The organism is Ramlibacter tataouinensis (assembly GCF_001580455.1).
GTDB classification, from domain to species: Bacteria; Pseudomonadota; Gammaproteobacteria; order Burkholderiales; family Burkholderiaceae_C; genus Ramlibacter; species Ramlibacter tataouinensis_B.
In genome coordinates, this window is sequence record NZ_CP010951.1 from 787,333 (window position 1) to 812,144 (window position 24,812).

Sequence of the window (24,812 nt, forward strand, 5' to 3'; positions counted from 1 at the left end):
CTGTTCTCCTAGATGAATCCCGGGTTCGGCAAGGCGCCGGCAATCTTGGGCACGTTCGGACTGCGCGCCGCCACCTTGCCGCCGCGCGACTTGAGCCACTGCTCCACCACCTCCCAGACCGGCTTGTTGCCGGCCTTGGCGGCTTCCTCCGCCACCGGCGCCCAGCCCGCCACCTTGTAGCTGCGGGAGGCCTCGATCGGCTTGCCGTTCAGGCGCATCTCGCCGATACGCTTGCCCATCGCGGCGGTGGGATCGATCGTGTACTGCAGCCCGCCAACCCGGACCATGTCACCGCCCTGCTGGTAGTAGGGATCCGGGTTGAACAGGTTGTCGGCCACGTCTTCCAGCACGGTCTTGATCATCTCGCCGGACATGTCGCTCACGGTCGCATAGGAATAGGTGGTCGCCGTCATGTCCATCAGCCACTCGCGCGTGATGTCCTGCCCGGCCAGCAGCGAAGTGCCCCAGCGGAAGCCGGGCGAGAAGGCGATCTCGGCGCCCTGAACGTCCATGAGCGCGTCCAGCAGCAGCTGGTCGCCCGAGCCGTTGAAATTGCCGCGCCGGTACAGGGTGCCTTCCGTCACGGCCAGCTTCTCCGCCAGCTTCGCCTCGTAGGGTGCGCGGATGCGGCGAATCAGCGCATCCATTTCCTTGTCGGCCGGGAGCATGTTGGCGAACACCGGCAGCAGACGGTAGCGGTAGTCCACGACCTTGCCACCCTTCACGTCGAAGTCCATCACGGCCAGGAACTTGCCGTTGGAGCCGGCGTTGGTCACCAGTGTCTTGCCGCCCTTGTTGGACACCACCGAAGCCACCGGCATGCCGTCGTGGGTGTGGCCGCCCAGGATGGCGTCGATGCCGGAAACACGGCTGGCCATCTTGAGATCGACGTCCATGCCGTTGTGGCTCAGGACCACCACCACCTGCGCGCCCTTGGCGCGGGCCTCGTCCACCACCTTCTGCATCTCGTCGTCGCGGATGCCGAACTCCCAGTCGGCCACCATGTAGCGCGGGTTCGCGATGGGCGTGTAGGGGAAGGCCTGGCCGATGATGGCGCAGGGCACGCCGTTGATCTCGCGCATCACGTAGGGCTTGAACACCGGGTCGCCGAAGTCCGTGGTCTTGACGTTCTGCGCGACGAAGTCCACCCGGCCGGCGAAGTCCTTCTCGACGATCTCCTTGACGCGCTCCATGCCGAGCGTGAACTCCCAGTGACCGGTCATCACGTCCACCCCGAGCAGCTTGCAGACGTCGACCATGTCCTGGCCCTTCGTCCACAGGCTGGTGGCCGAGCCCTGCCAGGTGTCGCCGCCGTCGAGCAGCAGCGCGCCGGGACGGCTCGCCTTGAGCTGCTTGACCAGCGTCGCCAGGTGGGCAAATCCGCCGACCTTGCCGTAGCGGCTCGCGGCCTGTTCGAAGTCCAGGCAGGTCAGCGCGTGCGCCTCGGCGCTGCCGGCCGGCACCTTGGCCGCCTTCAGCAGGTGTTCACCAACCAGGTGCGGCAGGCGCCCCTTCATGTCGGCGACGCCGAGGTTGACGCTGGGCTCGCGGAAATGAATCGGCTTCAGCTGCGCATGGCAGTCGGTCATGTGCAGCAGCGACACATTGCCGAACCGCGGCACGTCGTAGAGACGGTTGGACGCGGTCGCCGCATCGGCCGAGGCCCAGCGGCCCAGGCCCATGCCGGCCACCGAGGCGGCGGTCATGACCTGCAGGAACTCGCGCTTGGAAAGATTCATGGTGGGGAAATCGGGAAAAGAAAGCCCGGGGGGCCCCGGGCTGAGCGCTCGCTGGTCGCGCCGGCGCGGCCTATTTGTTGACCGGTGACGCCGGGTCAAGCAGCAAGGCCATGATGTGGCGGACCTGCTGTTCGTTCAGGTTGCCCATGTGGCCCGAGCGCGGCATGTTGGAGCAGGCGTTGTAGGCCTTGGCGTTCCAGATCTTGCCCCAGGTGTATTCCACGATGGGCTTGGCTGCCGCGCTGTTCGGGTCGGAGATGCCGCGGATCTTGCCGTAGTTGTAGAGGCTGGGGCCGATGGTGCCGAAGGAGATTTCCTCCTTGGCGATCTGGTGGCAGTTGTAGCAGTTGCCGCCGTTGGCCGAGCCGGCGGTGTCGGTCCAGGTCTGCCCCCGGCCGCTCTGCGCGATCTGCTCGCCCTGCTTCCAGTCGCCGAGGAACTTGCCGTCGCTCGGCCACTTGATCGACTTGAGGTTGGCTTCTTCGATGCGCTTGGCCAGGGCGGCCTCCAGCGGCTTGCCAGCCACGTCCGCGGCGTTGCAAACCTTCAGCGTCTCGTCGATGGTGGTGACGCGGTCGATCTTGGCGATGCCTTCCGAGCGGAAGCCCGTCTTGACCATGTCGGCGGCGACCTGGTCGGCGTCCGGGCCACCGATGACGGCGGCGCAACCGGCGGCCACCGCGGCGGCCAGGATGCAAACGGCCAGCTTGGCGTGAGTCTTCTTCATGACGGCTCCTCTCAGCGCTTGATGGCGGGCGCCGCGGATTTGGCGCCCTTGGCGTTGACGCCCAGGTAGGTGGACAGCGCGGTGAGCGCGTCGCTGCCGAATTCGGGGTACGGGAAGCGCTGCTGGCGGTAGCAGTCGTTCAGGCGCAGCTGCATGCTCCACATCTGGCCGTTGGACACCCGGTAGGCCGGCCAGGCCGCGAAGCCGACGCCATCGCCCGGGTTCTTGGTCAGGTTGGGCAGGTCCTGCAGGCGGATGCGCTTGCCGTCTTCGCCGTGGCAGGTGGCACAGGAGAAATCGTGCGTGCCGCCGCGCATGAAGAACAGGCGCTTGCCGGCTTCGTAGAAGGTCTTCTCCTGCGGGTGCGCCTGCGGCAGGTTGAACGGCAGTCCCTTGGACTCGGCGGCGACGAAGGTGGCCAGCGCCGTGACGTTCGCCATCTCGCCCTTGCCGAACGGCGTCTTGGCGATTTCGGCCGCGTTGAAGCCCTGCAGGCGCTCCATGCAGGTGATCAGGCGCGTCTCCAGGTCCTGCACCTTGCCGGTGTCGGCGAAGTAGCGGGGCAACTCCACGAACGCGCCCTTGACCACGCCCGGACCCTTGCCCAGGTCGCAGGCTTCCAGGGACGCGCTCTTCGGCCCGCGCTTCTGCTTCCACAGGGACTCGCCCTTGGCTTCGAAGAGGTCCGCCGGATTGCCGTCCGCCAGCATGGCGCGGTACTCGTCGATGGCCTGGGTGGCGCTCTTCTGGGCCGCCACGCCGGCCGCGACGCCGGCCAGGGCGATCGCCAGCGCGATCTTGGAGGTTCGCATCGTTCTTGTCTCCTCTTGGGGTGCCTCTTGCAATGCCAAATGCCGGACCGGCCGCGAACGGTCAGCTGACGGCGGCTTCGTCGGTGCGGGTGTCGCCCTTGTTGTCCTTCCAGGTCACGGCGATCTTGTCGCCGGCCTTGGCGCCCTTGACGGTGAACTGCAGGAAGGGGTTCTTGGCCACCGCCGGGCCCCATTCGGCATTGAGCACCGGCTTGCCGTTGTGGGTGGCGGTGACGTTGGTGATGTGCCAGGCCGGGATGGTCTTGCCGGCGCTGTCCTTGCGCTGGCCGGTTTCCATCTCGTGGCTCATGAGGACACGCACGACGGCGTTGCCGCCCTGGGATTGCGCGCGGATGCGCATCGGATCTGCCATTGGTTCTGCTCCAGGAATTCGATTGGGATGGAGGGAAACAGCCCCCGATCAGCCGCCGCAGCCGCCGAGCGTGACCTTCACTTCCTTCTTGGCGTAGTACGCCTTGCCGTCGTTGGTGATCGCCACCGCGTAGACGTCCGAGGTCTGGCCCATCTTGGCGCGCGTGGCGAGGTTCGGCTCGATCGCATCGGAGACGTCGAACTTGGCGACCAGCGCGCTGGGGTTCTTCTCCACCAGGATCAGCAGGTGCTTGACGCCGGGCAGGCTGGAAGCCGCCGCCATCGGCACCACGGCGCCGTTTTCCGCGATGTCGGGCGCGGTCAGCGTGACGTCCTTGCTTTCGGCCGGCGCCGCGCCGCCGTAGGCCTTCACCGCGTCGGCGATGCTCTTGGCCTCGAAGGCGGACTTGTTGAAGGCCCAGGCGAATTGCGGAAACAGCCCGGTGGCGCCCAGGAGGCCCGCCACGGCCAGCGACTGTCTGAGGATTTCACGACGGTTCTGCATTTGCTCTCCAGAATTACTTAAGTCAATACTAATGTAAGGCCTTGTTGATTTCGATCAGGACAATCCCTGCCGACGCACGCCCCCGCTCAGGGCGCGGCCCCGGCGGCCAGCCACTGGGCGATCCGGCCGGCGTCGGCTTCGCTGATGGACTGCGGGGGCATGGGCACGCTGCCCCAGGTCCCGGAGCCGCCGCTCCGGATCTTGGCCGCCAGATAGTCGGCCTTGCCTCCGTGCCTTTTCGCCACTTCGCCCCAGCTGGGGCCCACCAGTTTGCGGTCCGGCGCGTGGCAGGCGGTGCAGGTGTTCTTCTGCAGCAGCTCGATCGGCGCTTGCGCGGCCGCGGCAACCGGCTTCGCGGCAGCCGCCGGTGCCGCCGCCGGCACCGGGCTGGGCGAGCCGGAGCCGGCCGGCCGCGTCGTGTCGGCCCCACGCTGGGCCCCCACCAGGCGGTTCTGCTGCGCGAGGTTGCCGTGCGCATTGCGCGCGTGGTCCGGCAGCATCGACGTGGTCTTGGTTTCGCCCGGGCAGTTCGACATGCAGGCAGCGGCCTTCACGTCCGGCTGCGCGGTGCCCGCGAACTCCCGGCCCGGCCACATCGAATGGGCGGTGGTGACGCCGTTGCGGTTCGGCAGCCGCTGCTGCACCTGCGCGATGTTGGCGTCGCTGAGGGTGAAGTCGTCCGGCACGATGCGCCCGAGATTGAGCAGGTACGCGGTCACGGCGTACACCTCCTCGGTGCTCAGCGACTTGGGGGCGTTCCACGGCATGGCGCGATTGATGTAGTCCCACAGGGTGGAGACCGACGACACCTTCATGAGCGTGGTGCGCCCGGGGAAGTCGTTGCGCTTCAGGTTCGCCACCCGGCCGGTCTTGATGTCCTCGTCCGTCGTGCCGCCCACCAGCGGGGCGAACACCTCGTTCGACTCGCCAAACACGCCATGGCAGCTGGCGCACTTGCTTTCCCAGACGTCCTGGCCCTTGGCCACGGAACCCGCGCCCTTGGGCAGGCCCTTGAAGTCGGGACGCACGTCGATGTCCCAGGCGGCGACTTCGGCCGGCGTGGCCGCGCGCCCGATGCCCGGAAAGCGGTCCCTGGACGATTCCTGCGCCGAGGCCGGCAGCGCCGCGGCCGCGACCAGCGCCACCAGCGCCATCGCCCATGACGCGAGCCGCTTAGGAGAGCTGGACATTCCGGACCTCCCCGCTTTCTTGCACCAGCCAGGACTGGATCGCGTTGTTGTGGTAGATCGACCGCGTGCCCCGCACGCCGCGCAGTTGCGGCTTCGTGGGCTGCACGTAGCCGGTCTCGTCGATCGCGCGGCTCTGGATGATCGCCGGCTTGCCGTCCCACACCCAATCGAGGTTGAAACGCGTGAGGCACTTGCTCATGACGGGGTCCTGCAGGCGCGCGGTGCGCCAGTTGCGCCCGCCGTCGACCGAGACGTCGACGCGCTTCACCTTGCCCCGGCCCGACCAGGCCAGCCCCGAGATGCTGTAGAAGCCCTTGTCCAGCAGCACCTGGCCGCCGGAGGGCGTCGTGACGACGCTCTTGCATTCCTGGATGCTGGTGTACTGGCGGTGCAGGCCATCCGGCATCAGGTCGACGTAGTGGACCGTCTCGTCCTTGGTTCCGTAGGGCTGGTCACCCAGCTCGATGCGCCGCAGGTATTTCACCCAGCTGACGCCCTGCACGCCGGGCACCACCAGGCGCAGGGGGTAGCCGTTTTCCGGGCGCAGCATCTCGCCGTTCTGGCCGTAGGCCACCAGCACCTCGCCCGAGCGCACCAGGCTCATAGGGATGGTGCGGGTCATCGACGAGCCGTCGGCGCCTTCCGCCAGGATGAAGCGGCCCGCCTTCAGGTCGGCGCCGGCCATCTCCAGCAGCGTGATCAGCGGAACGCCGGTGAACTCGCTGCAGGACAGCATGCCGTGGGTGTACTGGCAGGTCGGCACCGCGACGTTGCCCCACTCCATGCCGGTGTTGGCGCCGCACTCGATGAAGTGGAAGCGCGACACCGAGGGCAGCCGCATGATCTCGTCCATCGTGAAGACCTTGGGCGTCTTCACCATGCCATTGAGCATCAGGCGGTGCTTCGACGGGTCGATGTCCCACCAGCCCTGGTGATGCCGCTCGAAGTGCAGTCCGCTGGGCGTGACGATGCCGAACAGCGACTGCAGCGGCGCGAAGGACACGGAGGCCTGCGCGGTCTGCGTGAGCCCCGGGCTTTGCCGGCGCTGCACATTGCCTTCGTACCTGGAGGGCTTGCCGTAGCCGTCGGTCACCACCGGCTGGCCCAGGCCCTTGGAGTGCTCCGGCAGGTTCAGGATGTTGGGGTCGCCCTCCGGCTGCGCCGCCACGGCGCTGCCGGCCGCCGCGACTCCGGCTGCGGCAGCGAACGCGCTGCGCAGGAAGTCCCGCCGCCCTTCCTTCGCCTCGGCGAAGACCCTGCCCACGCCGGCGCGGTCGATGAAGTTCTCCGGTGCCTTGATGAGCCTGCCGGACGTCCGGTTCAAATCCACTGTCGCTCCTTGCCCCTGCCGCCCAATCCATCGCGCCCGTGCGGCGCCTAATGAATCGTGAATTACTAATATAAGGAGATGCGAATGTACTGGCGCAGGCCACCGTGAAGGGTCGGGACAAACCCCAAGCCGGCTAGGCAGCGACTTCCCGGTTGGCCGACTCGACCCGCTCGGACAGGTAGGCGCCGTAGAAATCGGGGATGGCCATGCCGGCCAGCCGGCGCGCCGCCTCCTTGCCGCCACGCCCAAGGAAGAGCACGGTCGGGGCAAGACGGACGCCGAAAGCCCGCACCACGGCGTCGTGGGTGGATGCGCGGCCCTGCAGGTCGGCCAGCGCCGTGGCGCGGCCCCATTCGATCTGCGCCACGGGCTGCCCCTGCTCGCGCAGCGGCGCCAGGTAGGACCCGCGCACCAGATTGCAGTACGGACAGCCTTCCAAGCTGACCAGGAGCACCAGCGCCTTGCGCGCGGCCAGCGCGCGCTCCAGTTCCGTGGCCAGGGACTTGGGTTGCGGCAACGCTCCGGCCGCCTTGCCGTCGTTCGCCCCTGCCCAGAGAGGAAACTCCGTCAGCCCCATGGCCCACAGCGCCGCGCGCCGCGTGATCACCGCTGCCTTTCCATGAGCAGGTAGGTGTTGTAGGCGTTCATGCGGTTGGCCGCGCGGAACAGCGGCAGGTGCTCGAAGCGCGACCAGTCGGTGCGCGCATACGCCTCGTCGAACGGCTCCATCTCGCGCGCCGCGGCGCCCATGGATTCGCGCAGGAAGGCCAGGTAGTCGCGGGTGAGCTGCAGGTCCTCGCGCGCCGTCGACGACAGGGCGCCGTGGCCGGGCACCACCACCTTCGGCTCCATCTTCAGCAGCAGGTCGAGCGCGGCGATCCATTGGCGGCTGTCGGCTTGCCCGACGAAGGGGATGCGTCCGCGAAAAACGATGTCGCCCGAAAACAGCACGCCTTCGGACGGCAGCAGGACCACCGTGTCTTCCGGCGTGTGCGCCGGTCCGACCGGCTGCAGGATGAGCCGCTGGCCGCCGACGACCAGCTCGGTGCGCTCGTCGATCCACTGGTCGGGCACCACCAGTTCAGTGCGCTCGTCGATCCAGGGCGCCAGGTCCACCCGCGATGCCTTCAGGCGCGCCGCGGCGGTGTCGGAGTGGATGTACTCCAGCGCGCCGCGCTGCGCCAGGATGCGCGCCCCGCGCTTGCGGAACTCCTGCAGCCCGTAGATGTGGTCGGCGTGGTAGTGCGTCACCACCACATGGGTGACCGGCTGCGGCGTGATGCGGGCGATTTCATCCAGCAGCTCGCGCGCGAGCTGCGGCGAGCCGAGCGCGTCGATTACCACCACGCCGGCCGGCGTCACGACGATGCCGGCATTCGAGATGAAATTGCGGTTGCCGGGACTGCCCAGCGCCGCCTCGCCCTGCACGAACCAGGCAGACGGCGACACCTGCTTGGGTTCGACCTTGCGGGGGCTGGGCTGCGCCACCGCGACCCCTGCCAGCAGCAGTGCGCCCAGCGCAGCGGTGAAATGCCTCCGAGTCGCGCGCGCAGCCATGGCCTAGCTCAGTGGATACGGGGGTTCAGGACCGAAGCGGCGCAACGGCCTTGCGCTACTTCAGATCGGATTCGATCGCGATCTGGGTGCACACCGCGCGGCACAGCGTCACGACCCGGTCGTTGATGATCCGATAGAAGATCTGCACGCCCTCGCGCCGCCGGCCGATCACGCCCGCCTGGTACAGCGTGTTCAGGTGCTGCGACATGTTGGGTTGGGTGGTGTCGACCTCTTCCAGCAACTGGGAGACGTTCTTCTCGCCGTTGCACAGGCAACTGATGATCTTCAGGCGCATGGGGGCGGACATCACCCGGAAGACCTCGGCCGCCATCTCGAACACCTCGTCGGATTCGACGCTGCTGCTCTCTCTCGCTGACTGCCGCTTCACCATGCCGGACCCTGGAAATCGCCCCTGCCCGTCCCTGTCAGGGCTTGATGTACGCGTAGTGCTCGCGCGACTGCAGTTGGCCGATGCGCGCCACGCCGGAAGGCGTGAACTCCGCATCCATGGTGAACTGGTCCTTCTTGAGGTTGCGGTTGCGCAGCGTGATCTCGCAGATCTCGAAGCGCACGCCCTTCGCCTTGAGCGCGCTCACCAGCGAGGCATAGTCGATGTTCGGGTTCTTCTTGTCCTTGGCGCCTTCCATCAGGAAGTCGACGCCATTGGCATGCGTGACCACCACGATCTTGGTGTCCGGCGCCACGTCGAGGTGATTGCGGACATTGCGCAGGCCCTTGGTCGCCTGGGCTTCGGCATCATCGATGTGGTAGACCACCTTGTCCTGGGCGAACGCGCCAAAGGCGAGCAGCCACATGACGCCAAAGACGGCCAGCAAGCGTGTGATTCGGATCAAGAAACTCTCCAGGAAAGCGGGCCGGGCCCACGGCGCCTACCTTAGCCCATCCGGGCACCGGGCCTGCTCAGGGTATATCACTAGTTGCTTTATTTTGGATGTATCAGCGCGGCACTCTCCGCCCGGAAGGCCGAGGCCGAACGTGCGTCGAACGCTACACTCGGTGCCACATTGAACTGAACCGCGCGGTGCGCGTTTCGCCTGACCACCCACGAATTCGACATGAGCGCTGAACTCGATCCGCGAAGCCTTTCCCAAGTTGTCGTCTGGGGCGGCCTCGCCATCGGCCTCGCGCTCGGTGCGGTGGGCCAGGCCACCCGCTTTTGCGTGCGGGGCGCCATCTCCGATTGGGTGGTGTTCCGCGGCGCGGGCCGGCTGGTCGCCTGGCTGTTGGCCATTGGCGCCAGCGCGATCTGCGTGCAGGCCCTGTCCAGCGCCGGACTGCTCGATGCCGGCCGGACCATCTATTGGAGTGAGCGCTTCCCCTGGGTGTCCTACCTGGTCGGCGGCCTGCTGTTCGGCTACGGCATGGTGCTCGCCGGCGGTTGCCCGCAGCGCTGCCTGGTCAAGGCCGGCCAGGGCGACCTCAAGGCCGCCGTCACGCTGGTGCTGGTCGCCATCGTGGCCCTCATGACCTTGCGCGGGGCGCTGGCGCCCCTGCGCAGCGGCGTGCTGGACACGCTGGGCGCCACGCTGACCGGCCCCCAGGACCTGGGCGGCGTGATCGGCCGCGCGTTGTCGCTCTCGCCGGGCGTTCTGCGATGGACCTTCGCCTCGGCCCTGGCCGCTGCTGTGGCTGCGGTGGCCTGGCGCCTGCGCTCGCAGATCGACACCGGCCACTGGCTGGGGGGCATCGTGGTCGGCCTGCTCGTGGGCGCCGCCCTGTTCCTCACCGGCAGCATCGGCTTCCTGCCGGAGCACCCCGAGACGCTGGAGCCCGCCTGGCTGGGCACGCAATCGCGCCGCCCCGAGGCCCTCTCGTTCTCCGCGCCCATGGGCCACGTGCTGGACCTGCTCACGATGTGGTCCGACAAGGCGACCGTCGCCACCTTCGGGGTGACGCTGTCCCTCGGCGTGCTGTTGGGCGCCTTCGCCACCGCCCGCCTGCGCGGCGACTTCCGCATCGAATCGTTCCGGACCCCGCGCGAGCTCGGCGACCACGCCGCGGGCGCGGCACTCATGGGATTCGGCGGCATCACGGCCCTCGGCTGCTCGGTCGGCAACGGCGTCACCGGCCTGGCGATGCTGTCCTGCGGCGCCATGCTGGCCATCCTGGGCATATCGGCCGGCGCCTGGGCTGCCATCGCGCGCCAGGTGCGCCAGTCCGACCGGCTGGCCAGCCCCGCCGCCGCGCAGGCCTGAGCACTACCAACTGACATCAAAGGCCTGCTGTCCCTGCAGGTTTTCGCGCAGGTGCAATAGCGCTCGCCGGTGAATTTGCGAGATTCGGCCTTTGCTCAGACACATGGCGTCGGCGATGTCGTCAAACGGCTGTTCCTGGAAGTAGTGGTCCTGCACCACCTTGCGCTCCTGCGGCGGTAGTGTGCGCACAAGGTCGACGATGCGCTGGCGCAACTGCTGAAGCTCGACGTCCCGGTAGAACGGCACAGCCTCCGATGCCTCCCCCGCCTGCAACATGCCAGTGCCGTCGAGCAACCACGCAAGCGCGAAGGCCAGGCCGGCGTCGGCCACGTACTGAAGCACCTGTTCCGCCGAGCGCTGGCCGGTCCTTTCCGCTGGAGCCGCGGGGGCCGCCGCCTTGATGACGACACGTCGTTGCTCCTCGATGCGTTGGCGCGCGGCAATTTGCTGCTGCTTCTCGGTCATGCGCTCGATACCGTCCACCAGTGAGCCGTGCATGCGGCGGGCCGCATAGGTCCTGAACTGAACGCCGAGCGACGGGTCGAATCGGTCCACGCATTCGATCAGGCCGACCGAGGCGAGCTGCAGGTAGTCGGCGAACTCGATTTCGTCATTCAGGCGCTTTCCGAAGTAGGAGGCAGCGACGACCTTAGCGTAGGGCATATGGATGTCCAGCAGCGCGCGCCGCGCAGCCTCGTCCGCGTCATCACGCCAGCGGCGCCACAACTGAGACTCGTGCGAGGAGCCGTCGGTCGGGTGAGGCACTTCCTGTGACAAGCCGGGAGTCGCGTTCATCGGCTAGTGGAACGAGCCCATCAACGCCTTGAGCACGAGACTCCAACCGTCGACGAGGATGAACATCAGAATCTTCAGCGGCAAGGCGACCGTCGTCGGTGGCATCATCATCATGCCGAGCGCCATTAACACGCTAGAGACTACGAGGTCGATCAACAGGAACGGTAGGAAGATCACGAAGCCGATCTGGAAGGCGGCCCGCAGCTCGGACAACATGAACGCCGGAATCAGCTGAACGTTGCTGATGTCGGCCATGCTCTCCGGGCGCCCGGACTTCGACACTTCGACCATCAGGGCAAGGTCCTGCTCGCGAGTCTGGCGCACCATGAACTCGCGCAACGGGGCCGCCCCCTGCTCGTAAGCACCCTGCACACCCAGCCTGCCATCAATGAACGGCTGCACTGCGTCCTGGTTGAGCTGTTGCAAGACGGGCGACATGGTAAACAGCGTGAGGAACAGGGCCAGGCCGAGCAACACGGTGTTGGGCGGGGTCTCCGGCATGCCGATCGCGTGACGCAGCATGGACAGCACGATGATGATGCGCAGGAAGGCCGTCATGCAAATCAGGAGTGCCGGAAGGATCGCCAGCACCGTGAGGCCGATGACGATGCGCACCGCCTGCGCCGTCTCTGGCGTCTCCTGTAAGGGCGCCGACGTCGCTGTCGCGCGCGGCGCGGGCGAGACTTTGGATGCAGCCCCCGCTGGAGCCTGTGCGGCGGAAGGCGGGACGAAGGCGAACGACATCGAGAGCCACAGCAGGATCAGGGCGATGCGATTCATGCGGCCGTGCCCTTCGGGGACTCCGTGTCCGCTGTCAATTCGTGCCGGGACACGACGGTGACTGCGTGGGGCGTGCAGGCAAGAAGCAGTTGCTCGCCCCGCCACTCCACGACATGCAACGTTGCGTGAGGCGTGAGCGAGGCGCTGCCCACCGGTTTCGGAGCCCCCTGGGCACTCCGCACGGTCAGCGGCGAGCGCCGCTTCAAAGCCACGAGGACACCCGCCACCGCCAGCAGCAGCAAGGCACTCCATCCCCACGCGGCGGATACGGAGTCTTGTGCTGCGGGCTCACGCTTGAGCGGCAGTTGCGGAAACTGGGAGGCGATCGCATCCTGGGCACATACTGTGCCCGGGACCGCCGCCAGCAACGGCAGCGCGAAGCAGATCGCGTGCAGCAGGCGGCGCAGCATGCGATTCACGCCTTCAGCGGAACCGGCAGCTCGCTGATGCGCACGGCGAAGCACCCGTCGACGGCCACCAGCTGTCCGCGCGCCACGACCTTGCCTTCGAGCACCAGGTCCACCGGCTGATCCACGGCACGGTCCAGCACGAGCACCTGGTGTTCCCTGGCGGCGAGCAACTCCCCCACCGTCACCTCGGTCTCGCCCACGCAGACCTGCAGCCGCGCCCGCACGGCATGCAGGGGATTCGCGCTGTCGATCACGGGGGCTGCGGCCGCGCGGTGCGCAGGCTCGCCATGCAGATCACCCAGGCTGATGATTTGCGCCGTGGGCGCGCCGGTAGCGCGCGCGGTCGTGGTGGCTTGCTCGGGGGTCATACTGCCTTCTGTTCCAGGTTGGGTGAATTCAATGAGGCTCAGCGGCGTGCGCCGGCGCGAGTTCGATGGCTTTCAAGGAGCCTTGGCGGCCGAGGAAGCCGTTGCACAGCGGCGTTCCCCCGGTCATGGAAACCATCAGCGGGCGGTCCAAGGGATGCGGCAGCGGCAGGATGTCGCCTACGCGCAAGCCGGCCAGGCTGCCCAGGTCGAGGTCGCACCCGGTGATTTCCACGCACAGCGGAAGCGGGTGGGGTGCGATGGCCTGTTGCATCGGGACGAGGGCGGGCCTGTGGGTGGCACCCCGTTCGGCAGTTGGCAATGGCGCCGCGACCGCGCCGACGCACGCCGCTTCGAGCAGCAGGCGCCACGACGCCTGTCCACCGAAGGTCACGACCACCGCGCCGGACCACGGCCGATGAAGGTGCGCATCGGGCGGCGATGCGTCCAGGGCATCCTGCTGGCGCAAGCCAGATCGCAGCCGGCCGAGCAGCTCGTCCCACGCGCGGCACGCGACCACGTCAGCGATCGTTTCTCGAGTGGCCGGTTCGCGTCCGAATAGCAGGCTACGCACCCCCTGCTGCGGATGGCCAGCGGGCGCGATCCATGCGCCGCCATCGCCGTGCGAACCCAAAGGGAGCCACTGCGGTTCCTCCTCCACGTTCGACTCATGCGCGGGCGCCGCCACCACCCGATCGCCCCCGCGGGTTTCGCACGCCCATTCTGCAGCCCATTGCGCCCAGGCCAGCCGCACGCGCCCGGCCACATCGTTCAGCTGCGAGTCCGTCCACCACATGAGCGGACGGCCCGCCGACTTGTCGTTGTTCAAGCGCACTTACTTGCTCTTCATCTGGAACAGTTCCTGGAGCATCTCGTTCGCGGTTGAGATCACTTGAGACGACGCCTGGTAGCCGCGTTGCATGATCACGAGGTCGCTGAACTCCTGCGAGAGGTCGACGTTCGAAAGTTCGACCATGCCGGCACGGACCGAACCGAATCCGTTGGCGCCGGACACGCCCATATGCCAGGCCAGCGTGTTGGTCGCGTCGAACTGGTTGTTGCCGGCGGCTACCACGGCGTCCAGGCTGTCGAAGCGGCCCAGCGCCAGTTGCGCGCCTTTCACGGTCTGGCCGTTCGAATACGCCATGACCAGCGTGCCGCTGCCGTCGAAGCTCACGCCCGTGAGCGCGCCCGGCACGAACCCGTCCTGGCTCGCAAAGGCGAGGGTCGACAGGTTGCCCGACGCGAAAGAGGTCACATCGGTGCTGAAGTCGAAGGTCAGCGGAAGGGCGGCCAGCCCGGTGGGCGTGTACGTGACGTTGACCTTGCTGTTCGCGGGATCGGGCCTGCCGCCGGAGAACTGGATGCTGCCGGACCCGACTGTCGTCGTGCCATCGAGCACCTGCACCGTCCAATGGCCCGGCGTGGTGGCTCCATCGTTGGTCAACTTGACGGTGAGCAGGTGTTCGCCGCCGACGCTGTCGATGACCTTCACAGCGCTGATCGTCTGCTCCGTCGCGGTGCTGGACAGGTTGCCGTTGAATTTCACCGTCGTCGTCGCCTTGCCTGCCAACGTCGACGCGCCGCTGAGCGTGATCTCCTGCAGTTGGCCGTTCTTGTCCATGCCCATCACCTTGCTGCCGTCCACCCGGTTGACCAGCACACCTTCGGTGTTGAAGCTGAACTGGCCCGCACGCGTGTAGTGCAGGTTGCCGTTGGCGTCCTTCACCGTGAACAGGCCCTGGCCGTCCACCGCGAGGTCCAGGCTATTGCCCGTCTGCCTCAGCTCGCCCTGCTGGAAGTTCAGCACCGTGCCCGCGGTGTTGAGGCCGTAGCCCACCTGCATCATTCCCGAGGCCCCGGCCTGCGCCTGGTTGTTGCTGTAGAACATGTCGGCGAACTGCAGGTTGGAGCCCTTGAAGCCCGGGGTGTTCAGGTTGGCCGTGTTGTTGGCGATGACGCGAAGGCCCTGTGAGTAGCCCTGGAGGCCGGACATTCCGATGTAGATCGAGTTGAGCACTGGTTTCTCCTTGGGATTCTTGGCGCGCGATCAGCGCACGGCGGTGATCTGGCTGAGGCTGACGTTGTCGATCGTGACGCCGCCGCTGGTCGTCACGGTCATCGAAGGAACGTCACCCGAGAGGGACAAGGCGGCGACCTGGCCGGTGATCGGGCCGCCGGACGTTGCGATGTCGACGGTGCGGCCGATCAGGCCGACCGACTGCAGCGCAGCCTGGTTGGCGATCAAAGTGGACATCTTCTCGTTGAGCTGTTCGGTTTGCTCGAGTGACGTGAATTGCGCCATTTGCGCCATGAACTCCTGGTTGTCCATGGGCTTGAGCGGGTCCTGGTAGACCAACTGCGTGAGCAGCACTTTCAGGAAGTCCTCCATGCCCATGGGCTTGGCCTGCGTGGTCGCGGCGCCAGAGGAAATTGCGCTGATCGTCATGGAATCTCCTTGGGAAAGAACGACGGGAGGGGCTCGTTGGCTGGCATCGATGCACCGTCGGCATCGGAAAGGCCCGCCACATCTGACTCGCGCTCGAGCAAGCGGCCGTTGCAGGAAATCGCGAACAGCTTGAACCCCTGGGCGGCCAGCCAGCGCTGCAGTTGCGCACGGATGGCGGGCAAGGCCTGCTGGGTTCCCGCATCCATGCCGAGCCAGATCCGCACGCCGTCGGCCGACCAATCGGCATGGACGCGGATCGGCTCCTGCGCGGCTTGCGGTGAGTGCTTCACTCCGGAGGCATTGGCGGCTCCCGCGCCGCTTCGGCGGAGGGCAGCCTCCGGCTGAACGTCGGCATCGGCACGGGCAGTCGTACCGGGTCGGAGCCATGCCGCCGAGCCCAGCATCGGGGGCTGGACGGGCAGCTCGGGCTGCATCGCCGCCGGGAGGCTGGCGACGGAGGCATCCGAGGCCAGCATCGCATGAGGCGTCGTTCCGCCGCCGATCGCGAGTGCGCTGAAGGTCGCGTGGCCGAAGCTCGCCTGGACCGGCCCATGGCGCTGAAGCACGGCAGCCAATTGCGTCATCCAGTCGCCAAACGCATGGTCGTGTGCATGCTCGGCAATGGACGGCATTCGGCCAGCCGGCGACCCGGAGCTTGCCATGGCATCACCTGTGGCACCGGCCACCGCCGCAACTTCCGCGCGTTTGCCGTGCCCGATTTCGCCTGACGGGCTGGAGGCCGCACGCACATCATCGCCCCCGTGCACGCACGCCTCGGGCGAGGAGCTTTGCCAGGACTGTTGCGCGACGACGCATGGCTGCGGAGATGCGGCTTCAGGAAGTGTGGCTTCTTCCGAATCTGCAATTCGATCGGGCTCATCCATCCGGATGCCGGCTGGGCATGCTCCAGCGAATGGCATCGACGGTTGCGCCGGACCGGCTGGGGCCCGCGGTGCGGGCTGATCCAACCCGGCTTCCAATGCAGACGACTGGCACACGGCGTGTTCCGACGAAGATGCGGCGGGGATGCCATCGCGGATGCCCTCTTGGGTCTTGGGCGTGTCGCTGGCGCCCAGGGCTCGCGACCCGCCGCTTGACATCGTGTGCGAGGACGAGGGCGCAACCAAGACCGTGGACGCGCCCGATCGGTCTGTCTCGCCCAAGGCTGCGGCAGGCGAGGCTGCCGCTGCGCTCGATGCGCTCGATGCGCTCGATGCGCTCGATGCGCTCACGGCGAGCTGGGGTGTCGCCGCGCCATGGCGCAGCAAACCGTGTGAAAGCCACGCCTGCATCTGTGCGCGCTCCATCTCGCGCCGCCAGGCCTCCTGTTCGCCCTCGCCGTTCGCGCCCCCTGCGGGTTCGCGCTTGAACAGGGACGAGGCCGGCGCGGCGCCGACTTGAGGGGTGCTCATTGAAATTCTCCGGCTTGTGCCGCGCGCGCGGACCACTCCTGGTCGGCCTGCACGGCTTGCCTTCTCGTCGCCTCGGCCAAGTGTTCGGCAAGGGCGTCGCCGCGATGCTCGTCGAGCACATCGAGCTGACGCTGGCGTTCCAGGCACTTTCGCCGAACGTCCGCCACCTGGCGCGCGAGCTCAGCCGCTTCTGCCTCGACGTCCTTGCGCCGCTGCTGGAGGGCTGCAAGGTAGGCGAGCCGATGCGACTGCGCCACCGGGTCGGGGCGTGCGGACCAGGCCCTGCCCGCCACGCTGGCTTCGGCCGCGCATTCCGTCTCGACGCGCTCGCGATCGGCTTCGCATTCGGCCAAGGCACGCTGCACGCGGCCCAGCTCGGCCTGCGCGGCCTCGAGCTGCCACTCGCGCCGGCGCCGCACGGGCTCGAGCGCGTAGTCGAAGCCACGCACGGGCCTGGCGCTCATGCCGCCATCCTTGCAGGAATGGCGGGAGCTGCAGCCACGGGCTTGAAGATGTCGGCCAACTGCGCCAAGGCCTGCGCGGCAGGCACGCCGCCGTCACGCTGGCGCAGCCAGTCGAGCAGTTGCGATTGCAGCGCGAGCGCCGAGTCAAGTGCCGGGTTGCTGCCCGTCTCGTACGCGCCGATATCGATGAGCTGCCGATTTCGCTCGAGCAACGCGACGGTCTTGACGGCATGGAGCGCGACCTGGCGGTGCGGGGCGGACGTGATGTCGGGCATCACGCGACTCGTGCTTTGCAGCACGTCGATGGCCGGATACTGCCCCGATTGCGCGAGCTGGCGTGAGAGCACGATGTGGCCGTCGAGGATGGCCCGCATGTTGTCGGACACCGGCTCGTTCATGTCGTCGCCTTCCACCAGCACGGTCATCAGCGCCGTGATCGAACCGCCGGCCGCGCCGGTGCCGCAACGCTCGCACAACTCGGGCAGTTCCGCGAACACCGACGGCGTGTAGCCGCGCGCTGTGGGCGGCTCGCCGGCGGCCAGCCCAACTTCGCGGCGGGCCATCGCGAAACGGGTGACCGAATCCATCGTGAGCAGCACGTGTTTGCCCGCATCGCGAAAGTGCTCGGCCACCGCAAGGGCCGCATGCGCCGCGCGCAGCCGCGCGAGCGCGGGCTGGTCGGACGCCGCCACCACCACGATGGAGCGCGCCAGCCCCTGTGCTCCGAGTTGCTTGTCGATGAATTCCTTGACCTCGCGCCCACGCTCGCCGATGAGCGCAATCACGTTGACGTCAACCGTCACATGGCGCGCGATCATGCCGAGCAGCGTGCTCTTGCCCACTCCGCTTCCCGCGAAGATGCCCACCCGCTGGCCGCGGCCCAGGGTGAGGAGCGAGTCGATGGCGCGCACGCCGGTCTCCAACATGGCATCGATGCGCGGCCTGAGCATCGGATTCGCGGGCGTGCCGCGCAGCGGCCTGTTTTCGGGCAACTGCGGCGCGGGAAGGCCGTCGAGCACACGGCCGAAGCCGTCGATCACCCGGCCTAGCAGCGCCTCACCCACCGCGATCTGCGAGTCGCTGCCCTGCGCCACCACCTCACAGCCCGCGGCCAGGCCATGAACCGGGCCATAGGGCATGAGCGCGAGATGGCCCGTGCGCACGCCGACCACCTCGGCCAGAACGGGTTGTTGCGAGGCGCCGTGACGGGGATCGCGAGGCCAGATGGCACACAGTTCGCCCACCGTCGCATCGAGTCCCTGCACCTCCACCGAAAGGCCCCCGAGTCGGGATACCTGCCCAACGCGCCGCACCAGGGGCACCTGGTTGACGATCGGGCGATAGGCGGCCAGCACGCTCGTCATGAGGCTTGTCCACCGTCGGAGTACGAGGCCTGCGCCGGCCTGCGCTTCGCCCGGGCGGCGGCGAGGGCGCCACCCAGCGCCGCCAGCTGCGTTTCGAGCCGGGCATCCAGGCCACCTTGCGGCGAGCGCAGGATCATGCCGCCGAACGACACTGCCTCGTCGGCGACCCACTGCCAGCCGTCAGGCTCGGATACGCTCGCCAGCGCCGCGAAGTCTTCGGGGTGCACATGAGCGCTCAACGGCGACCGCCGGCCGTGTTCGGCGAGCAAATGACGCACCATCGCTTTCAGCGTTTCGGGCTGCGACGCCTGCGCGCCGAGAATGCGGCATAGCGCTTCGTGGGCCAGCGCAACGAGATCCTCTTCGCCATCGGCACGCCATTGGATGACTGCGGCGGAGGCCGAGCGCAACAGGCACTCCAGCCGCGCGACAGCTGCGCGCTGCACGGCCAGCGATTCTGCGCGCGCGTCATCCCGTGCGCGGGCCAGTTGTTGCCCGGCCTCGTCCAGGCCCTGCTGCAGCCCCGCTTGCCTACCCTCTTCCCGTGCGCGCGCGCGAGCCTCCTCGATCAGCGCATCGAACTTGAGGCGCTCTTCGCCGGCGCCGGCCGAGTGGCCCGCGGCGAATCCTTCCCGTCGCCCTTCAGCGAACGCGGCTTCGACCGCAGCCTGGGCCGAGGGGGCAGGCTGTGGGTGCACCGTCGTCTTGGCAGCGGGAGCGATGGGCATGCGACCCGGCCGCACGAGCGCGTGTGGCTGCGCGTGCAGCACCACACCGCGCAGCACGGGCGCTGCTGCCGGCTTGTCGGCGAGGTGCTTGGGTCTCATGCCAGCAAGGCGCCGAGCCGGCCGCGCGCCGCATACCAACGGCGGCTGAGAGCATGCGAGATCGTCGCCGGACGAGCCGCGACCTGTGCCAACAGGCGCGCCTCGAATTCTTCGCGCAGGACTTCGTAGAGTCGCGCGCCCTCCCCCGGCGCGCGACGCGCGTCGTGGCTCCGCTTCAGTTCCTGGACTTCGCGCCGCTTGGCCGGGCCGAGCCGGGACAACACGGCGTCACGCTCCTGTGCTCCGCGTGCGTCCAGCACCCTCGCGATCACGGCAGCGGGTTCGTGCCGCAAGACCATGGCGACATCCTGCGGACTTGCGAGCGAAACGTGCTGCGGCGATGCCGGCGCAATCCGTGCAGGTCGGCGAGCCGCGGGCGACGGCCGGGTCGCGATCTTCACCATGGCCCGATCGGGCGGGATCCCGAGTGCTTCGAGTTCACCCAGCAGTGTGGCGAGTTCACCGCGCTGTTGATCCGGCAACCGGGCGAGCAACCACTCGCGGTCTGACTTGGCCACCGAATGCAGCGTCAATGCGCAGCGACGCAGGGCTTCCTGCCGGGCACTCATGCCGGACCTCCGTTGGCCGCCCGATCCTGAGTGCCCCCGGCGTCGAGCCACTGGCGCATCTGTTCCAGCAGCAGTTGCCTCTGGTCCGCGCTCATCCCGCTGTCACGGCTGCGCGCACGACGCCAGAGCACCATGGCGGCCAGGATGAACGACAGGGCCAGTGCCGTCGCCAGTGCGCCAATCGCCCCGATGTCGGGCCAGTTCGGGGTCTTCGCCGCAGGCGGCGCGCGCTCTTCGATCACCGCCGGCGGCGCATCCTGCAGTGCGGGGGTCTCGAAGGCACGCAGGCTTTGCACGACCACGCTATCGCCGCGCTCGGGCATCGCACCGACGGCGGCCGCGACGAGCGTGCGCATCTGTTCGATCTGCTTGTCGTCCATAGGCTGGCGGACGACTGCCACCACCTGAAGGCGCCGGATCGCGCCCGGTTGCGTGGCGACCTGCTCGACCCGGCGGCCGACCTGGTACTCGACCTCGCGCTGACTGTTGCTGGCGCGGCCGCCCGCATCCGTGCGGCCGCCCAGCGGGGGGCCGACATCGCGAGCGCTTTCCCGTTCCCGCACGATCACACCGGCAGAACTCTGGCCGGAGCGCCCCGGCGCCCCGATGACGTCTTCGGTGGTGACGCGCACCAAGTCCATGTTCAGTGTCACGTCGACGCTGGCGAGCACCTGGCCGGAACCGAAGGCGCCTTCGAGCACTTCCGTGGCTTTGCGTGCCAACAGGCGTTCGGTGTCGCGCTTGAGGTCGAGGCGGTTCGAGCCCGCCCCGTCCTGTTCGCCTTCGGCCGCAGTGACCCGGGTCAGCGCCACGCCTTGCCGGTCGACGATCGTGACGTCCTGCGCGACGATGCCGGGCACCGCCGCGGCCACCAGCCGCTGGATGCCGGTGATCTGTTCGGGCCGCAGCGACTGCCCGGTCTTTAGACTGAGCGTGATGGCGGCCTTGGCCCTGCTGGTGGCGCGCTTGAAGAGACCTTCCTCCGGCATCGCCAGGTGCACGCGCGCATCGCGCACTTCCGACAGCGCGAGGATCGTGCGCGTGATCTCGCCCTGCAAGGCGCGCTGGTAGTTGACCTTCTGTGCGAACTCGGTCATGCCGAAATCCGCGTTGTTGAACAACTCGAAGCCCGCCGCGCCGTGCAGTGGAATGTCCTTGCCCATCAGCTTGAGTCGCGTCGCATGGACGACAGCGCCGTCCACGGAGATGGTGTTGCCGTCCGCGCCGATCCTGTACGGGACCTTCATGCGGTCAAGTTCGGCAACCATGAGCGCGGTGTCCTGCGGCTTCAGATCGGTGAACAGCACCTGGTAGTCGGTGCGCAGCACCCAGGCCGCCGCGCCGGCGGTCAGTGTCACCACGAGCACCACGCCGGCCACGAAGCCCGCACGCGCGGCGGGTGCGAGGGAACTCCAGAAGTCCTTCAGCATCGTGTCTTCCCCGGCCCGCTATATCTGCATCTTCATGATGTCCTGGTAGGCCTCGAGCAGGCGCCCGCGAACTTGCATCATGAGCTGGAAGGACAGCCGCGATTCCTCGAGTTGGATCATCACCTGGTGAACGTTCTGGACGTCACCCGTGGCGAGGCGCTGCAGGCCCGCCTGGCCGGCCTGCAGCTTCTCGTTCACCTGCGCCAGGCCCTGGCTGACCATGTCGGCGAACATCGCGGGCGCGCCGGTGCCGGCGCCCGTGATGCGCTGCGGGCCAACCAGGTCTTCCGGAAAGAGGTTGTTGACCTGTGCGGGCGGGATGGCACCGATGGGAGGCAGGCCGCCGTTCATGACGTCCCCCCGATGTCCAGCGCCTTCAATGCCATCGTGCGGGCCGCGTTCATTGCGGCGACGTTGGCCTCGTACGCGCGCGTCGCGCTCATCATCGACACCATCTCGGTTGCAGGATCGACGCCCGGGTAGCTCACGAAGCCACGCGGATCGGCGAGCGGATGGCCTGGCTCGTGCACCATGCGCGGCGCGACCGCGGCCGGTTCGACGCGAAAGTCGGGCTTCAGGCCCGCCGCCCTGTCGCTTTCCAGCAGCGCGGCGAAGGCTTCCGGCAAGGCGGCTTGCGCGACGACTCGCAGGGGTTGGTAGGCCGGCCGGCCGGCCGCCTGCGTCGTGTGCGCGTTGGCGAGGTTCAAGGCGGCGACTTCGACGCGCGCGCGTTCGAGCGCCATCCCGGCGGCGCTGATGGCGAAGGTGGGTGAGTAGTCCATGGTGCCTGGGCTCGACGAAGGATCAGCGCTTGCCGTCGTTGACAGCGCTGGAGAGGATGGCGAAGTGCCGGCTGAGGCCCCGGGCAAGGGCCTGGAAGTGCACGGTGTTGTGTGCAAGGTCCGCCATTTGCTCATCGAGATGAACCTTGGCGGGCAATCCCTGGGCGTCCAGCATTGGCTCCAGTTGCAATCGCACGCCGGCAAGTGACGAGGGATCGATCCGGCCCTTGCTGTCCACGCTGCGCCGCGCGTCGTCCATTTGCGAGGCGAAGTCGAGCTTCTGCGGCACATGGCCCTCCGTGGCGTGGTTCGCGATGTTGGCGGCGATGGCCTGCTGCCGCAGGCTGGCGGCGTCGAGCGCGAGGGCCAGCGCGGCGGTGGTGATGGAATCGATGGCGGCTGTCATTTGTGAACGCTTTGGAGTTACTGGACGACCAATTCGGCGTGCAAGGCACCTGCGGCCTTGATCGCGCGAAGGATGGAAATGACGTCGCGCGTACTGGTCTTGAGCCTGGCCAGGGACTGCACCAGGTCGGCCACGGTCGTGCCGGACGACAGGAAGCCGGGACCGTTTTCCTCACCGACATCGACGCTGGCGTTCGTGACGGCGGCGGTCCTCACGCCCGGCCCTGCATACCCCATGGTCAGGGGCTGGGAGATGCCGTTTTGCACCACCACGGAAATCTTCAGGTCCCCGTGGGAGATGGCCACGCGGGATATCGTGACGTCGCCGCCGGCCACGACGGTGCCGGTGCGCTCGTTGATCACGACTTTCGCGCGGCGGTCGGGCATGACCGCCACGTTCTCCAGCTTCGCGACGAAGGAGACCAGCTGCGATCGCTGCAGCTCGGGCACGGCGATCTCGATGCCTGACGCGTCGCGCGCGTGGGCCAGGCCGGGCCCGACATGCGCATTGATGGCGGCGGCGACCCGGCTCGCCGTCGTGTAGTCCGGTTCGGCCAGGACGAACGTGAGACTTTGCGCCGCCGCCACCAAATCGCCGGCGACCCCCACTTCGACCACGGCTCCCCCCGGTACGGATCCCACGGTCGGATGGTTCTTCTGCACCACGTTGCCGTTCGCGTCGTAGCGGTAGCCGCCGACGGACAGGGGGCCTTGCGCGAGCGCGTACACGCGGCCGTTCGGCGCCTTCAAGGGCGTGAGCAACAGGCTGCCGCCCAACAGGCTGCGCGCATCACCGGCTGAGTTCACGGTGACGTCGAGCGTGTCGCCTTCGCGCGCAAATGCGGGCAAGAAAGCACTGACGGAGACCACGGCGGCGTTGCGGCTCTGCACCTGTTCGGGCGGCACGGTGAGATTGAATTGCGACAGCACGTTGGACATGGCCTGGCGCATCGCCCGGTTGGCGGGCGAATCGCCCGTACCGGCGAGGCCGGTGACGATGCCCCAGCCCACAAGCGTGTTGTCGCGCCAGCCCTGGAGCTTGCCGAGGTCCTTGACGCGGATCTGTGCACGCGCATTCGCGGCCGGCTGCGCGAGGGCAAAGCCGGGTGCGAGCGCGGCGGCCGCCATGGCCGCGGCGATGAAGCAGCTTGCGATGCGCATCACATCCCCACCCAATCGAGCAACTTGCGCCACCAGGCTCGCTGCTGGCGCTCGGAGACATCGCCTTCGCCGAGGTAGGTGATGCGCGCGTCAGCCAGGCGTGTCGAAAGGACCACGTTGCCGTCCGACACGTCCTGCGGACGCACACGGCCCTCCAGGGTCACTCGTTGCTGCTCCTCGTTGACGACGAGCAGTTGCTCGCCCGCGACGCGCAGGTCGCCGTTGGGCAGGATCTGCTTCACCGACACCGTCAAGGTGATCAGGACGCGGTTCGCGCGCTGCGTGCGCCCGCCGCCGTCGAACTCGCCGGTGGCGGCGATGCCGGTCTCGGCGACCCGGCGAACGCCGTGCGTGAGCTCCGCGTTAAGGTTGTTCTTGCGACGCGTGCCCGTTTCTGCACTGCTGGTGGCGCTCGAGTTCTCGAAGACCTGGACGGTGAGAGCGTCGCCCACACGGAACGCCTTGTTGTCGGAAGTGAGTGGCCGATAGGTCGCTTCGTCGTACAGACTCGCGCCGATGGTGGGCAGGGTGTGGAACGCCGCCATCAGCACGACGGCGACGCAAGCCGCAAACGAGGAGCGTCGCTTCACAGCATGGCCTCCGCTCGGCCCGGGCCGATCACGCGCGCGAACACGACACTGCCGCCTTGGGTTGTGCGCACCTTGATCGTCTGGCCGGCGATGCCATCCTGCAAAGCCTGGGCTCGCATCTCGAGCTGCACCGCTCCGCTTCGGATTTCAAGGGATACCCACTCGCCGTGGCTGATGTAGACCGCGCCGCGCGTCGCCACAGGTCCCCTGCCCGGCGACTCCGTGGCGGCGCCGATCACCTGCACCTCATCCGCGCCCGACCATTGCACATCGTCCTGCAGGATGCCGAGTCGGACGCGCAGCCAACGCGAGATGGCGTCTCGTCGCACCCATGCCTCGGTCCCGGGTTGCGGTGAGCTCCCCAATGGCATCGCGACCAGTTGCCGGATCGCGCGAAGGTCGGTGGAGCGCACGATCGCGACATCGCCCAGCCGGACTTCGCCCGCGTGTGCCAGGAAGTTCGGCTGCAACTCGATCCGCACTTGGGCTTGCGACCACGGTCCCGCCACCGCCGCCGCAGGCACCATGGCCCCGGCGATGAGTGCAAGCACGGCTGGCATC

Annotated in this window: 31 protein-coding genes; 1 reads left to right on the plus strand and 30 read right to left on the minus strand. The window is 67.9% G+C overall.

Translation table 11 applies throughout. The annotated features are described in order from the left end of the window. Positions 1–8: 8 nt before the first annotated feature. The 11 genes from soxB to UC35_RS03895 all read right to left on the minus strand — a co-directional run bounded on the left by soxB (position 9) and on the right by UC35_RS03895 (position 9,086). Positions 9–1,739 (minus strand): thiosulfohydrolase SoxB, encoded by a 1,731-nt coding sequence (gene soxB, locus UC35_RS03845; protein ID WP_061496359.1) that lies wholly within the window; start codon positions 1,737–1,739, stop codon positions 9–11. A gap of 70 nt (positions 1,740–1,809) precedes the next feature. Further along, on the minus strand, positions 1,810–2,466 hold the full coding sequence (gene soxX / locus UC35_RS03850; protein ID WP_061496361.1) for a sulfur oxidation c-type cytochrome SoxX: 657 nt from the start codon (positions 2,464–2,466) through the stop codon (positions 1,810–1,812). A gap of 11 nt (positions 2,467–2,477) precedes the next feature. Further along, positions 2,478–3,278 carry a sulfur oxidation c-type cytochrome SoxA gene (gene soxA, locus UC35_RS03855; protein ID WP_061496362.1) on the minus strand — a complete coding sequence of 267 codons (801 nt, stop codon included), beginning with the start codon at positions 3,276–3,278 and terminating at the stop codon, positions 2,478–2,480. A 61-nt stretch (positions 3,279–3,339) separates the two neighbouring features. Continuing rightward, positions 3,340–3,651 (minus strand): thiosulfate oxidation carrier complex protein SoxZ, encoded by a 312-nt coding sequence (gene soxZ / locus UC35_RS03860; protein ID WP_173861247.1) that lies wholly within the window; start codon positions 3,649–3,651, stop codon positions 3,340–3,342. 48 nt (positions 3,652–3,699) lie between these two features. Next, positions 3,700–4,155 (minus strand): thiosulfate oxidation carrier protein SoxY, encoded by a 456-nt coding sequence (gene soxY, locus UC35_RS03865; RefSeq protein WP_061496367.1) that lies wholly within the window; start codon positions 4,153–4,155, stop codon positions 3,700–3,702. 86 nt (positions 4,156–4,241) lie between these two features. Continuing rightward, the gene (locus tag UC35_RS03870) at positions 4,242–5,345 is read right to left on the minus strand and encodes a c-type cytochrome (protein ID WP_061496369.1); all 1,104 of its coding nucleotides are present in this window, start codon (positions 5,343–5,345) and stop codon (positions 4,242–4,244) included. Further along, positions 5,329–6,669, minus strand: a complete 1,341-nt coding sequence (soxC, locus tag UC35_RS03875) for a sulfite dehydrogenase (protein WP_061496370.1) — start codon at positions 6,667–6,669, stop codon at positions 5,329–5,331. The genes UC35_RS03870 and soxC overlap by 17 nt, the downstream gene beginning before the upstream one ends. Before the next feature lie 139 nt (positions 6,670–6,808). After that, on the minus strand, positions 6,809–7,282 hold the full coding sequence (locus tag UC35_RS03880; RefSeq protein ID WP_061496371.1) for a hypothetical protein: 474 nt from the start codon (positions 7,280–7,282) through the stop codon (positions 6,809–6,811). Then, entirely contained in the window at positions 7,279–8,232 is a 954-nt protein-coding gene (locus UC35_RS03885; RefSeq protein ID WP_061496372.1) for an MBL fold metallo-hydrolase, read from the minus strand. Before UC35_RS03885 ends, UC35_RS03880 begins: the two co-directional genes overlap by 4 nt. 55 nt (positions 8,233–8,287) lie before the next feature. After that, positions 8,288–8,623, minus strand: a complete 336-nt coding sequence (locus UC35_RS03890; RefSeq protein WP_061496373.1) for an ArsR/SmtB family transcription factor — start codon at positions 8,621–8,623, stop codon at positions 8,288–8,290. A gap of 34 nt (positions 8,624–8,657) precedes the next feature. Further along, positions 8,658–9,086: a DsrE family protein gene (locus UC35_RS03895; protein WP_415752693.1), complete on the minus strand. Its 429-nt coding sequence runs from the start codon at positions 9,084–9,086 to the stop codon at positions 8,658–8,660. A 222-nt stretch (positions 9,087–9,308) separates the two neighbouring features. Here UC35_RS03895 and UC35_RS03900 point away from each other — a divergent pair, with 222 nt between their 5' ends. Next, positions 9,309–10,448 carry a YeeE/YedE family protein gene (locus UC35_RS03900; RefSeq protein ID WP_061496375.1) on the plus strand — a complete coding sequence of 380 codons (1,140 nt, stop codon included), beginning with the start codon at positions 9,309–9,311 and terminating at the stop codon, positions 10,446–10,448. Between the two features lie 3 nt (positions 10,449–10,451). Here UC35_RS03900 and UC35_RS03905 read toward each other — a convergent pair whose 3' ends face one another. From UC35_RS03905 to UC35_RS04000, 19 genes are read right to left on the minus strand one after another with little or no spacing between them, the layout of a single operon-like run. Then, positions 10,452–11,243, minus strand: a complete 792-nt coding sequence (locus UC35_RS03905) for a sigma-70 family RNA polymerase sigma factor (RefSeq protein WP_061496378.1) — start codon at positions 11,241–11,243, stop codon at positions 10,452–10,454. A 3-nt stretch (positions 11,244–11,246) separates the two neighbouring features. After that, positions 11,247–12,023, minus strand: coding sequence for a flagellar type III secretion system pore protein FliP (fliP, locus tag UC35_RS03910; protein WP_227820443.1), 777 nt, complete (start codon positions 12,021–12,023; stop codon positions 11,247–11,249). Further along, positions 12,020–12,433, minus strand: a complete 414-nt coding sequence (locus UC35_RS03915; protein ID WP_061496379.1) for a flagellar biosynthetic protein FliO — start codon at positions 12,431–12,433, stop codon at positions 12,020–12,022. The genes fliP and UC35_RS03915 overlap by 4 nt, the downstream gene beginning before the upstream one ends. Before the next feature lie 5 nt (positions 12,434–12,438). Beyond that, positions 12,439–12,801: a FliM/FliN family flagellar motor switch protein gene (locus UC35_RS03920; RefSeq protein WP_061496382.1), complete on the minus strand. Its 363-nt coding sequence runs from the start codon at positions 12,799–12,801 to the stop codon at positions 12,439–12,441. A gap of 28 nt (positions 12,802–12,829) precedes the next feature. Beyond that, positions 12,830–13,627 (minus strand): FliM/FliN family flagellar motor switch protein, encoded by a 798-nt coding sequence (locus UC35_RS03925; protein ID WP_145979323.1) that lies wholly within the window; start codon positions 13,625–13,627, stop codon positions 12,830–12,832. 6 nt (positions 13,628–13,633) lie between these two features. Beyond that, positions 13,634–14,818 (minus strand): flagellar hook protein FlgE, encoded by a 1,185-nt coding sequence (locus UC35_RS03930; RefSeq protein WP_061496385.1) that lies wholly within the window; start codon positions 14,816–14,818, stop codon positions 13,634–13,636. 30 nt (positions 14,819–14,848) lie between these two features. Then, a complete protein-coding gene (locus UC35_RS03935) occupies positions 14,849–15,247 on the minus strand; it encodes a flagellar hook assembly protein FlgD (protein WP_061496387.1) in 399 nt (132 codons plus the stop codon). Then, positions 15,244–16,659, minus strand: coding sequence for a hypothetical protein (locus tag UC35_RS23425; RefSeq protein ID WP_145979324.1), 1,416 nt, complete (start codon positions 16,657–16,659; stop codon positions 15,244–15,246). Before UC35_RS23425 ends, UC35_RS03935 begins: the two co-directional genes overlap by 4 nt. After that, entirely contained in the window at positions 16,656–17,123 is a 468-nt protein-coding gene (locus tag UC35_RS03950) for a hypothetical protein (protein WP_061496393.1), read from the minus strand. Before UC35_RS03950 ends, UC35_RS23425 begins: the two co-directional genes overlap by 4 nt. After that, positions 17,120–18,487 carry a FliI/YscN family ATPase gene (locus UC35_RS03955; protein ID WP_061496395.1) on the minus strand — a complete coding sequence of 456 codons (1,368 nt, stop codon included), beginning with the start codon at positions 18,485–18,487 and terminating at the stop codon, positions 17,120–17,122. The genes UC35_RS03950 and UC35_RS03955 overlap by 4 nt, the downstream gene beginning before the upstream one ends. Further along, positions 18,484–19,314 carry a FliH/SctL family protein gene (locus tag UC35_RS03960; RefSeq protein WP_061496396.1) on the minus strand — a complete coding sequence of 277 codons (831 nt, stop codon included), beginning with the start codon at positions 19,312–19,314 and terminating at the stop codon, positions 18,484–18,486. The genes UC35_RS03955 and UC35_RS03960 overlap by 4 nt, the downstream gene beginning before the upstream one ends. After that, entirely contained in the window at positions 19,311–19,883 is a 573-nt protein-coding gene (locus UC35_RS03965) for a hypothetical protein (protein WP_061496398.1), read from the minus strand. The genes UC35_RS03960 and UC35_RS03965 overlap by 4 nt, the downstream gene beginning before the upstream one ends. After that, positions 19,880–21,313, minus strand: a complete 1,434-nt coding sequence (gene fliF / locus UC35_RS03970; RefSeq protein ID WP_061496400.1) for a flagellar basal-body MS-ring/collar protein FliF — start codon at positions 21,311–21,313, stop codon at positions 19,880–19,882. Before fliF ends, UC35_RS03965 begins: the two co-directional genes overlap by 4 nt. Before the next feature lie 18 nt (positions 21,314–21,331). Beyond that, positions 21,332–21,664, minus strand: a complete 333-nt coding sequence (fliE, locus tag UC35_RS22905; protein WP_082792617.1) for a flagellar hook-basal body complex protein FliE — start codon at positions 21,662–21,664, stop codon at positions 21,332–21,334. Beyond that, positions 21,661–22,095, minus strand: a complete 435-nt coding sequence (gene flgC, locus UC35_RS03980) for a flagellar basal body rod protein FlgC (protein WP_061496401.1) — start codon at positions 22,093–22,095, stop codon at positions 21,661–21,663. Before flgC ends, fliE begins: the two co-directional genes overlap by 4 nt. Positions 22,096–22,117: 22 nt before the next feature. Continuing rightward, positions 22,118–22,501: a hypothetical protein gene (locus UC35_RS03985; RefSeq protein ID WP_061496403.1), complete on the minus strand. Its 384-nt coding sequence runs from the start codon at positions 22,499–22,501 to the stop codon at positions 22,118–22,120. 17 nt (positions 22,502–22,518) lie between these two features. Then, the gene (locus UC35_RS03990; RefSeq protein WP_082792620.1) at positions 22,519–23,661 is read right to left on the minus strand and encodes a flagellar basal body P-ring protein FlgI; all 1,143 of its coding nucleotides are present in this window, start codon (positions 23,659–23,661) and stop codon (positions 22,519–22,521) included. Then, a complete protein-coding gene (locus UC35_RS03995) occupies positions 23,661–24,251 on the minus strand; it encodes a flagellar basal body L-ring protein FlgH (protein WP_227820444.1) in 591 nt (196 codons plus the stop codon). Before UC35_RS03995 ends, UC35_RS03990 begins: the two co-directional genes overlap by 1 nt. Beyond that, on the minus strand, positions 24,248–24,802 hold the full coding sequence (locus tag UC35_RS04000) for a flagella basal body P-ring formation protein FlgA (protein ID WP_158513856.1): 555 nt from the start codon (positions 24,800–24,802) through the stop codon (positions 24,248–24,250). The genes UC35_RS03995 and UC35_RS04000 overlap by 4 nt, the downstream gene beginning before the upstream one ends. Positions 24,803–24,812 lie beyond the last annotated feature (10 nt).